This is a genomic window from Vreelandella lionensis, assembly GCF_002087295.1.
Taxonomy (GTDB): Bacteria; Pseudomonadota; Gammaproteobacteria; order Pseudomonadales; family Halomonadaceae; genus Vreelandella; species Vreelandella lionensis.
In genome coordinates this window covers 1-10,467 of record NZ_MWVI01000025.1, presented here as the reverse complement: position 1 = coordinate 10,467, position 10,467 = coordinate 1, and the positions used below count along the sequence as shown (strand labels likewise).

Below are 10,467 nucleotides of genomic sequence, written 5' to 3'. Positions count from 1 at the left end.
GGGACCTATGAGAAATCCGGGCTAGGAGTCTGCGCGGCAGAAACGTTTTGAGCCCTCGTTTCCGCCAGACCGGATCATTGTCTGGCCGGAAGGAGTGTTCGCGATATCGGATCGGCTCCATCATCGCTTTCGATCCAGCCAGTTAACCGGTTAAAAGGGGCATCGCAGGGCCCCAGCTGTACCTACCGTGAGCCAAAGGCTGCCTCAGCGACTTATGCCAACCTCATCAGTGAACTCATGCGCCTGAGATTGAGCGACAGACAGACAAGATCCCATTCACCCTGCACCGCCTGAAGGCCCCGCAAGCCGAACTGCCGGAAGCCCAGGACATTCTTGATCCAGCCATTCACCGCCTCAACCATGTGCTTGTGCTGAGCGTAGACTGCTCGCCCCTCCGCCGTGGTAAGCTTCTCCTCCATGCGGGCCGTCGCCGGGTACCGGCTCGCGTTTATATCTCCGGTTTTTTTGCCTTCCCGGCGCAGCGAGACGTAGCCATCTATGCCTTTTGTCTCCAATGCCTGCAAGTCTTCCTCTTTGCGATAACCCGCATCAGCCAGACATTGGCCTGGGTAACTTCCCAGAGTTTCTTTTACCTCGCCCAGCAGCGGCACCAGACAGCCGTTATCACTGGGGTTGTTACCCTGGCGGTTGCCCACGATGATCTGGAACTCGCCATCCACGGCCAGTTGGCCGTTATAGCATTGCTGGAACCCATCATTCGTTTTCATGATCCGGCTTTGGGGGTCGGTAAAGTTACTCTGAGCCTTGTCCTCCGGAACTCCATAATCTCTCTTGAAGTTCCGGCCACCCTTGGGTGAGCGGCGATCATCGTCTGGATGCCGGCCTTTGGCCTCATCTTGCGTTTTTTGATCCGCTTCCAGTTTCTCCTTCGCTGCCCGGATCTTGTCCAGCCGCCCCTGACGGTGCTGAAGCTCTTCGGGTAACTCGTCGCCCCGCTGATCCGGGCCAAACTGTTGGTCTTCCGATTCATCCACACGGCGAGCCTGGCCACAAAGCTCATCAACCTCTTTTGACAGACGGGCTTCTTCCTCCCGCATGCGGTCATAGCTCATGGCCTTGTGCTTACTGGCGTTGGCCCGGACCTTGGTGCCATCAATCGCCAGCGTACCGAGAGTAACCAATTCCGCTTCCTGGGCGATCCGGACCACCTGAATAAATACGGCCTTGAACGCAGCCAGGTGTTGCTTGCGAAAATCGCAGATAGTGCGGTGTCTGGGGAAATTGCCAGCCGCCAGGACCCGAAGGGCGACATCTTCTTCCAACTTCCGGGCGATCTTTCGTGATGAAAACACGCCGGTCGCGTACGCATAGATCAACACCTTCAACATCATCCGCGGATCGAAAGGCGAGTTGCGCCGACCGCTCCCTTCATACCGGGCGTAGAAGGCACTCAGATCCAGTTCCTCGACCACGTCACTGATGAAATAGGCCAGATGCCCTTCGGGCAGCCACTCGTTCAGGCTCGGGGGAAGAAGCAGTTCCTGATCAGGTGAATAGGGGCGGAAGGTGGTTCCCATCGGATTCTCCGGTGCTGAAGAATTTTTACGTATTATGCCAGAAGGTGGCTCCTGCCGCGCAGACTCCTAGCATAGGCCTGTAACAACTGTCGAAACCGGCAAGAAGTCCCATTGTGGCAGCTCCTTGTATAAGGCGGCGCCTGGACACACCTGCATAGAAATGTCTATCGCTCATAGGTTGCTCCTAAAACCATGTATATACAGCTTCTCGCGTTCGTGGCTCGATTGTTGACGCTACCCGGTGCAACTGAAATCAAACTGAAAAGTCGACCGGTAACCCCCCATTTTTAACGGGTTGCTGTTTTTCTGGGGAGTTGCCGTTACTGGTACAATCCATGGCAGACTGGCGAAACTTTCCCACCACGAAAAACGGCGCTTACAAATGAAAATTCTGATTGTTGAAGACAATGCTGTACTTGCCAAAAAAATATCGGACTGGCTTGCGCAGGCGCACTACACAGTCGATATCGCCAAAACCGGCAAAGAAGCGGACTCGTTGATTGAAACAAGCTCCTACCAGGCCGTTATTCTCGATATCGGACTGCCCGATGAAAATGGACTGTCTTTAATGCAAAGATGGAGAAAAAACGGGAAAAAAGAGGCCATCCTTATTCTGACCGCACGCTCCAACTGGACTGAGAGAGTAGAAGGGTTGAACGCGGGTGCCGACGATTACCTTCCCAAACCGTTTGAGTTTGATGAACTGAAAGCCCGGCTCAGTGCGATTATCCGCAGAAAGGACGGCAGAACGACAGACCAGATCAGCGTCGACGGATTTCATCTCAACGCCACCTACCGAACGCTTACCACGCCCGACCAGAAAGAGTTCAGACTGACAGCTACGGAATTCCGCCTTTTACAGTGTTTCCTCCGTTCACCGGACCGAGTGTTTTCCCAGGACGACCTGGTTGAATCCCTCTACAACATAGAAAGATGCCCCACCAGAAATGTCGTTCAGGTTTACATAACCCGGCTTAGAAAAATAATAGGGGTCAATAAAATAAAAACATTGCGTGGCCAGGGCTACTACTTCGAAAAAGATCCTAACCGCTGAACGCCCGAGTGAACCAACCAGGTTAAAATATGTCTGCTCCGAAAAGTATCCGCAGAACAGCCATTCAGTATGGTGCTGTTTTCAGCCTCGTATATTTTACTCTGATATTCTTTTCACACACCTACGTGATAAAGCAACTATCGGACGAGTCCAGGAAGCAACACCTGAGTAAAGAGCTGGAAAACTTTCAGGCAATCATTGAAGCCGAGTCCCCGACAACTGACGACCTCAGGAACATGATCCATCAGTTTGAAATGCTTCTGGGGCATGCCATCGTCATCGAAACGGCAGGCGGGAGCGTCCTGACGAGCAACAACTTTGACCTGAGCCAAATGCAGGGCGTTGTGGATAAGCCCGAGGGTTTTATTCACATAGCGCAGGGCGCGAACACGCTTTTTGGGCTTAGACGTACGTTCACCGCTACTGAAAAGCTGGCCTCAATCACCGTTCTTGAAACCGAGAGGGCGCTCTCTGAACGACCGCTGAAGGCCCACCTGACATTGCTCGGTGCCTCGGCCGTTCTTCTGGCGATACTGCTGGCACTGATTGGAACCACCACACATCTGACGTTAAAGCCCATCAGTAGGATAAAAGAGGACCTGAGACGGCTCCAATCCGGGAAACAAAGTCGTCTGAACCCTCACGTGCCGGAAGAGTTTCGTCCGCTGATCCGGCAGCTCAATGATTTGCTCGAGCTGTCAAACCGGCGGCTGGACCGCCACCGCCGCCTGAATTCCGATCTCTCTCACCTGGTCAAAACCTCTATTTCTGCCAATCTTGCCATTTTGTCGGATATCGATACCTTGCCTCCGTCCCGGGAGGATGTTGTGTTTATGGCCTCTAACTTGCGGGAGCTTGACAAATCCCTGAAATACCGGATGAGCAAAGCAGACATATCAGGCAGACAGATGGGACGGACGTGCATGCCGGTTGAAATCACGGCAAGTGTCATCACCGTTATGGAAAAAATCTTCCCTGACACGGTTTTTCGCCTCCACACCAACTTACCTGAAAACTTCAGCTGGCCAATGGAGCGACAGGATCTTTCAGAGCTACTTGGCAATTTACTCGAAAATGGCGGGAAGTGGTGCCAGACAACCGTCGACGTTACAATCGCCCGCACGTCATCAGGACTCTCCATAGAAGTAGCGGACGATGGCCCCGGAATTTCTCCCGAGGCGGCAGCCACTGTCATGAACAGGGGTACCAGGCTGGATGAAACGGTCGCCGGTTTCGGGCTCGGATTGTCCATCGTGTCCGAGATTGTCGAAGACAACCTCGGACAGATGAACATGGGTACCTCAAAAAACGGAGGAGCCAGCATTGTCATTCTACTGCCACTTCCGGATTAGAAAACCTCCAGAAAGGCAACCGTCGATGACGCAGCGCGGCTTCTCCCATTTTTTACCGTTGGATATCACTCACCTTGGCTCTTGAAAAGCGACCGAACAGAACCGGCAAAACAAAGAGTGTCAGGAAAGTTGCAGTCACGAGACCACCAACAATCACGCTGGCCAGTGGCTTCTGGATTTCCGCTCCCACGCCCGTCGACAACAGCATCGGTATCAAGCCGAGCGCCGAGGTTATTGCTGTCATCAAGACAGGACGTAAACGGGAGACGGCACCTTCAAACACCGCGGCATCCATGCTCAACCCATCCTTATTCGCTGATTGATGCTTTCGACCATAACGACCCCGTTAAGCACCGCCACACCAAACAGTGTGATAAATCCAACGGAACTGGGCACTGAAAGATACTGGCCGGAGACCCAGAGCGAAAAGACACCACCAATTACGGCAAGCGGCACGTTGACCAGAATCAACAGCGCTTGACCAACCGAACTGAAAGCGAAGTAGAGCAACAGCGCAATCAGCCCCAGAGATACAGGTACCACAATGGTCAATCGTTTCTGAGCTCGCTGCTGGTTTTCGAACTGACCACCAATATCCACCGAATAGCCGGGGGGAAGGTTCACTTCTGACGCGATGGTATCCTGAATATCGGCAACCACACTGCCCATGTCCGACCCTGCACATTGGACTGAATGACCACACGGCGCTGAACGTCGTCGCGGCGCACCTGGGGCGGGCCGGACTCAATAGACACATCGGCCACATCACCGAGTCTCACCCAGGCTCCGGAAGGCGCCTGCAACCTGAGATCAGCAATGGCATCCCGGTCTTCCCGGAAACGTTTGGCCAGGCGCACATAGATATCGTACCGCTCATTTCCGTTGATGATCTGGCCCGCGGCGGCACCACCCAGTCCGTCCCGGACGACACTCATCACATCAGACACGGCGAGTCCGTACCGGGAAAGTGCCTGACGGTCTGGCTGAACCACCAACTGCGCTTCACCGGCAATCTGCTCCATGGCCACGTCCCGGGTCCCCTGAACAGTTCGGACCGCCGCTTCGATCTGTTGGCCTTTCTCGGCCAGCACCTTGAGATCCGGGCCAAAGAGTTTGATGGCCAACTGCGCGCGGACACCAGACAACAATTGCGTCAACCCGAGTTGCAATAGGCTGAGAAAAGTTAAACAGTAGCCCCGGGTGCTGTTCGAGCTTCGCCTCAAACAGGGCCTGCAATTCATAGCGATTACTGGCGCTGGTCCACTCGGCTGTTGGCTTGAGGCCAATGTAGATTTCGATGTTGTTGACGGGCTCCGGATCGCCGCCTATTTCCGCCCGCCCCGCCCGGGACAGCGCGTAGGTCACTTCTGGAAATTCCATCAGCATGGCTTCCAGTTTTGGCGCCACTTCAAGCGCCGTATCAAGGCTTGATGAAGGGGCCAGGGTCACCCGGAGGTTAATCGTGCCCTCTTCCAGTTCAGGCACGAACTCCGTGCCGAGTCGTGGCACAACCAGCGCCGCCAGCACAACAAGAACAGCCGCCGCGCCAACAACCACGCGGCTATGCTTCAGTGACCAGGCAAGCCCCATGCGATAGAGCTTTTCCAGGGGTTTTAGAATGAAGCTTTCCCGCTCCCGGATACCCTTACGGAACATGTATGACGCCAGCGCGGGTACAACCACCAGAGCGACGATCACAGCGGACACAATGGCCAGCATGATGCTGATCGCCATTGGCTGGAAAAGCTTGGCTTCCACACCTTCAAAGCTGAATAAAGGCATGAAAACGACCAGGATAATCGCCGTCGCGAAAAAAATTGGTCGCGCCACTTCCCGGCCTGCCTCCTGCAGTCGAAGCGCAATGCCATGGTCATCGTGTGACGCGTCCAATGGGTCAGGGTCGTTTTTCACCAATTCATCCCGACGGGCGTCATGCTCAGCATCCGGATGCGTCAGATGTTTGAACATGTTCTCGACCATAACAACAGAGCCGTCCACCAGCATGCCAATTGCCACAGCAATGCCGCCCAGAGACATCAGGTTGGCCGAGAGACCGAACCAGGCCATGATCATCAGCGCAATACCGATAGAAATCGGTATAGAAAGCAGCACGAGCGTTGTTGCCCGCAGATTCATCAGGAACAGGGCAAGCACAATCGCAATAAACACAAAAGCCAACAAAAGCGCATTGGTCACCGTCTCTACGGCCTTGGTCACCAGATCCGCCTGGTTGTAATAGGGCTCAAAACGAACCCCACTCGGAAGCGCCTGATTTATGCGATCAATGCGGGCCTCGATGCCGTCGATGGTGGCTTTTGTGTTGGCCCCCATTCGTTTGAGTACAATGCCAGAAACCACTTCACCCAGTTGTTCAACCTGACCGGCTTCATCCTTCCGGGTCATGGTTACCGCACCCTGGCGAATTTCAGTGCCCAGCGCTGCATCGGCGACATCGTTCACTGTCACTGTAATGCCATCACTGGTTTTAACGGGCACCTGACGGATCTGCTCGAGCCCCTGCTCGCCATTACCCAGCCAGCCCATATCGCGAATAACCAACTGCTCCTGCCCGCGGCCCATATACCAGCCCCCAACATTGGAGTTGTTGTTCTCCACGGCTTCCATGACATCGTTCTGTGATAAGTCATAGGACAGCATTCGCGCCGGGTTCAGGTTAACCTGGTACTGGCGGACCTCTCCGCCAAACGACAGTATTTCCGTAACCCCTTCAGCCGGTATCAGCAACAGTTTGACCAGCCAGTCGTGCAAGCTGCGCAATTCCATTGCGTCGTACCCCGAATCCGGGTCCGCTATCAGCAAGTACTGGTAGACCTGGCCAAGACCGGACGTATTCGGCCCCATTTCAGGCACCCCGACCCCGTCCGGATCAGCTCCCGCGCGGCCTGCAACCGCTCGAAAACCAGTTGGCGCGCGAAATAGATATCCGTGCCCTCTTTAAAGACCACGGTGACACCAGACAACCCGGTTTTGGAGATGGACCGAACCTCCTCAACATCCGGCAACGCATACATCACCGCTTCAATGGGATAGGTGATCAGCTGCTCGACTTCCTCAGCCGCAAGTCCGGGCGCCTCTGTATTAACAGCGACCTGGACGTTTGTAACGTCGGGGAAAGCATCAAGATTCAGTTTTGGTATCTGAAACGCGGCCGTGGCGATAAGCACTGCAAGCGCAATAAGAACCAACAGGCGGTTCTGAACCGCCAAGTCGACTACTCGGTTGAACATAATGGCTCCCGGAATCAGTGGTTGTGCGGATCAAAGCCGCCTTTGGCAATCTCAGAGGCCACAAAAAATGCGCCCCGCAAAACGACTCGTTGGCCCGCAGCCAGGCCGGAAACCTCACGGAGCCCGCCAATTGAGCGGCCCAGTTCCACTTCCACGGGTTCATACTCGCCTTCGGCCTCTTCCACATAGACCGTCCAGTCGCCGTCCGCGCCACGCATCAATGCAGTCTCCGGCACGGCAAGCACCGGCTCGCTGGTCTTAAAACGAAAATACACATCTGCGAACATTCCTGGATGAAAACGATCTTCAGGATTGTCCAGCTCAAGCCTGACAATCCGCGTGCGGGTCACAGGATCAATGGTGTGGGCTTCCTGGGACACCGTTGCCACGCCCACACGACCCGCTGCCCTGACTTCGGCTTCCGCGCCCTTCTCTAGAACAATGCCGGAGCTTGCTGGCAGATGGGCTTCTACCCAAAGCTCACTCTCATCAGCAAGAGTCACCAGCGGCTGGCCAGCCTCAACTCTTTGTCCTTGCTCAAACTCATCGGTCAGTACTGCACCATCCACGCGAGCCCTGAGCATGTATTCACCGAGACTATCCACCCCGCTGGCCTTCAACGCACCAATGTCATCATCGTTCCGCCCGCAAGCAAGCAGAGTCGCCCTTGCTGCTTCAATGTTGGCTTTCGCTGTATTGAACCGCTGATCGCCAACCACGGCACGACCCAGCCCGCTGATTCGCTTCCATTCAGGAAAAGCTTTCCTGTAATCCGCCTGCGCCTGTGCCACCGTCTCACTGAACAGGGTTACCAGCGGCTGGCCCTTGGTTACGTGCTCACCCAGTTCCACGTGACGCCGCAGCACCACTGAGGCAACCCGGGGGGACACGTGATAGCTGGTATAGCCGTTGGTCAGCAGCTCACCGGGAGCGTAGATTTTCATAGTCAACGCGCTTGCTCTCAAGGGCTGCTACTTCAATGCCGGCGAGCTCTTTCTGTTTGGCATTGATGCTTGCGGTGGCCGCTTCTTCATGGCCACCGTTCTCGTCTTCGTGGCCGTGCCCCCCTTCCTCTTCATGATCACCTTCCTCCTCATGCTCACCTTCCTCCTCATGCTCACCTTCTTCACCATGATCTTCCTTATACTCGCCCTCCTCACCGGTGACTTCCTGATGACCGTCGCCACTGGCAGCATGATCATGACCGGCTTCCTGATGAGCATCTTCCTCTGCCTGTACAAAAGAAAGTGGGGCTGTAAGCAACGTCAATGCGAATACAGAAATCAGAGTTTTTTTCATAATGAATATCCAGTTTCCAGACTAGTATTGGAAGAGGGTGATCAGTTCGCCAGACTGGCTCAAGAGCTCAATCAGACCCAACTGCGCCTGCTTTTCCAGTTCCATACCGGTTTTCAGGCTCTCCGCGCGCTGGCCCAGCGCCTGGAGATACTCAGAGGTGGAGAGGTCGCCGACCTGCCACTGCTTCTCAAGCAAATCAGCACTTCGCTGTACACGCCCCTGGGAGAGTTCTGTCCATCGGCTGAGTTGGGTGTCGTATCGCTTCCAGGAAGCGCGAGCGCCTGCCAGGTCATATTGTTGTTTCCGGTAGAGCGCCTGAAACCGCGCATCGGCCTCCAGAGCCCGCCGATTCGCGGCCCGGATTTCAGCGCTGTAGTTATTACGGACGTTCAGAGGGATCGAGAATGTCAGGCCAACCAGGTTCTCACCGCCATCACGCCCTCCGCTCAGCCCGACCGTGGGAGATGCCGCCGCTCTGCGACTGACCACCTCGGCTTCGCTCCGCAGCACCTGCCACCTCGCGCGGGCGGCAACAATTGACGGATGAGCCAGCAAATTGTCGTTATCGACCCTGGAAGCAAGAGCCGGCCAAATGTGCCCGGGGATCCCCCCATCCTGAGGCCTCCAGTCCGGCAGACGTTCTTGAACCTGAGTTTCTGCCCGATCAACTGCGGCCTTTGCCTGGGCGACTTCGCTCAACTGACGGGATAGATTTAGAAACAGAAGCTCTGCATCGGCACGCCCCAGATCACCTGCCTGCTGGCGTTGCTCAACCTGCTCCAGCAAGGCATCCAGACGGTGTTGCTGGGATTCCGCAATTTCTTCGGCACGCGTCGCCGCGCGCCACTCGACAAGCGCAAACAGCGACTCGGACGTTTGTGCCAAAACCGCCTCGTTCAAATCAGCTTCAGCGGAAAGCCTGATCAGCTTTGCCTTGTCCTTTAGCGCACCCTGTTGATCAGACCAATCGATCGTTTGTGATAGCCCTGCCACAAAGTTGTTGTCACTGCCCGTTCTGTCTGCTCCAACAGACAGCTCCGGGTTATACAGCGGTTGTTCGCTTGCCTCAGCATCCTGATTCCGGGCTGCCGCCTGCTCTGTCGCCGCCATAACATCCGGATGTTTGCTTATCTGGCCAGTGAGCCAATTTGTCCAATTCACAGTCTCCGCTTGACCGAACAGAGGAATAGACAATAGTACTGAACACAGCAACGCCCTGGGCGAGTGCTTGCTTGCCTTCATCGACTTTCTCCCGAAGGGGTAAATAGCCACAATTCATGGGCGCGAGGCGTCCATGACAAAGTAGGTAGAGGTGGAGATAGTAAGTGAAAAGGTTGAAATGAACTTGAATTTGGAAGGCATTAGCTCAGGGAACTTGAAAGTGCTCCTCAATAAGGGCGGGGAGAAGCGGCAACGCGACTCATGGCCACGATGCCGCCATCCAATCTAGGAAAAGCGCTGGTTTGATGCCGGTTGAAGTGCGCTCTCGTCGGTCGCACCATCGTCGATACGAACAGCCCGAACCAGGCGGGATACAAGCACCTTGCCGTCACCCGGGTGCCCTTCCTGGGTTCTGCCCGTTCTGACAATGAGTTCCACAACTTCACCAGCGACATCATCGGTCGCTACGTCTATTTCCAGCTTGACCATCTTCACTTTCTCCAGAGGCGACTCATCGCCGACCAGATGACCAAATTCGCCGAGAGACACGACAGCAATACTTGCCACCCCCTTAACTTTGGCCAGAGCATCAACCACATGCTCTGCCATCACTTCTCTGACATACGCTTTTATTTCATACATAAACCGTCTCCTGACTATCAGACTGAAACGTCACGACGTTCAGATGCAAACCACTGGTACACACTGGGCAACACCACCAGCGTCAGCAGCGTTGAAGTGATCAGACCGCCAACCACAACCGTTGCCAGTGGCCCGTTGGACATAGCCCGGATTTCTCATGATGGGGATAAAAG

The 10,467-nt window shown here is 55.1% G+C and carries 8 protein-coding genes and 2 pseudogenes; 2 read left to right on the top strand and 8 right to left on the bottom strand.

Annotated features, from left to right (window positions below):
• Nucleotides 1-212 precede the first annotated feature (212 nt).
• A complete protein-coding gene (locus B4967_RS03410) occupies nucleotides 213-1,538 on the bottom strand; it encodes an IS1182 family transposase (protein WP_035561699.1) in 1,326 nt (441 codons plus the stop codon).
• 382 nt (nucleotides 1,539-1,920) lie between these two features.
• Here B4967_RS03410 and B4967_RS03405 point away from each other — a divergent pair, with 382 nt between their 5' ends.
• A complete protein-coding gene (locus tag B4967_RS03405) occupies nucleotides 1,921-2,592 on the top strand; it encodes a response regulator (RefSeq protein WP_083023588.1) in 672 nt (223 codons plus the stop codon).
• Between the two features lie 29 nt (nucleotides 2,593-2,621).
• On the top strand, nucleotides 2,622-3,944 hold the full coding sequence (locus B4967_RS03400) for an ATP-binding protein (protein ID WP_083023586.1): 1,323 nt from the start codon (nucleotides 2,622-2,624) through the stop codon (nucleotides 3,942-3,944).
• A gap of 52 nt (nucleotides 3,945-3,996) precedes the next feature.
• Here the strand turns inward: B4967_RS03400 and B4967_RS20055 are convergent.
• The 7 genes and pseudogenes from B4967_RS20055 to B4967_RS20045 all read right to left on the bottom strand — a co-directional run bounded on the left by B4967_RS20055 (nucleotide 3,997) and on the right by B4967_RS20045 (nucleotide 10,437).
• Nucleotides 3,997-5,185, bottom strand: a pseudogene (locus tag B4967_RS20055) (efflux RND transporter permease subunit).
• Nucleotides 5,186-5,222: 37 nt separating this feature from the next.
• Nucleotides 5,223-7,192, bottom strand: a pseudogene (locus B4967_RS20050) (efflux RND transporter permease subunit); the annotation flags it as partial.
• A gap of 14 nt (nucleotides 7,193-7,206) precedes the next feature.
• Nucleotides 7,207-8,136, bottom strand: coding sequence for an efflux RND transporter periplasmic adaptor subunit (locus B4967_RS03390; protein ID WP_243470308.1), 930 nt, complete (start codon nucleotides 8,134-8,136; stop codon nucleotides 7,207-7,209).
• Nucleotides 8,114-8,491 carry a hypothetical protein gene (locus B4967_RS18715; RefSeq protein ID WP_243470307.1) on the bottom strand — a complete coding sequence of 126 codons (378 nt, stop codon included), beginning with the start codon at nucleotides 8,489-8,491 and terminating at the stop codon, nucleotides 8,114-8,116. The genes B4967_RS03390 and B4967_RS18715 overlap by 23 nt, the downstream gene beginning before the upstream one ends.
• Nucleotides 8,492-8,512: 21 nt before the next feature.
• Nucleotides 8,513-9,733 carry a TolC family protein gene (locus tag B4967_RS03385; RefSeq protein WP_083023584.1) on the bottom strand — a complete coding sequence of 407 codons (1,221 nt, stop codon included), beginning with the start codon at nucleotides 9,731-9,733 and terminating at the stop codon, nucleotides 8,513-8,515.
• Between the two features lie 204 nt (nucleotides 9,734-9,937).
• Nucleotides 9,938-10,294 carry a P-II family nitrogen regulator gene (locus tag B4967_RS03380; protein ID WP_035561679.1) on the bottom strand — a complete coding sequence of 119 codons (357 nt, stop codon included), beginning with the start codon at nucleotides 10,292-10,294 and terminating at the stop codon, nucleotides 9,938-9,940.
• A gap of 17 nt (nucleotides 10,295-10,311) precedes the next feature.
• The gene (locus tag B4967_RS20045) at nucleotides 10,312-10,437 is read right to left on the bottom strand and encodes a hypothetical protein (protein WP_279384644.1); all 126 of its coding nucleotides are present in this window, start codon (nucleotides 10,435-10,437) and stop codon (nucleotides 10,312-10,314) included.
• Nucleotides 10,438-10,467 lie beyond the last annotated feature (30 nt).

Coding starts and splice junctions, on each gene's coding strand:
- B4967_RS03410 (WP_035561699.1), bottom strand. CDS start 1,538: ATGGGAACCACCTTCCGCCCCTATTCACCTGATCAGGAACTGCTTCTT.
- B4967_RS03405 (WP_083023588.1), top strand. CDS start 1,921: ATGAAAATTCTGATTGTTGAAGACAATGCTGTACTTGCCAAAAAAATA.
- B4967_RS03400 (WP_083023586.1), top strand. CDS start 2,622: ATGTCTGCTCCGAAAAGTATCCGCAGAACAGCCATTCAGTATGGTGCT.
- B4967_RS03390 (WP_243470308.1), bottom strand. CDS start 8,136: ATGAAAATCTACGCTCCCGGTGAGCTGCTGACCAACGGCTATACCAGC.
- B4967_RS18715 (WP_243470307.1), bottom strand. CDS start 8,491: ATGAAAAAAACTCTGATTTCTGTATTCGCATTGACGTTGCTTACAGCC.
- B4967_RS03385 (WP_083023584.1), bottom strand. CDS start 9,733: ATGAAGGCAAGCAAGCACTCGCCCAGGGCGTTGCTGTGTTCAGTACTA.
- B4967_RS03380 (WP_035561679.1), bottom strand. CDS start 10,294: ATGTATGAAATAAAAGCGTATGTCAGAGAAGTGATGGCAGAGCATGTG.
- B4967_RS20045 (WP_279384644.1), bottom strand. CDS start 10,437: ATGTCCAACGGGCCACTGGCAACGGTTGTGGTTGGCGGTCTGATCACT.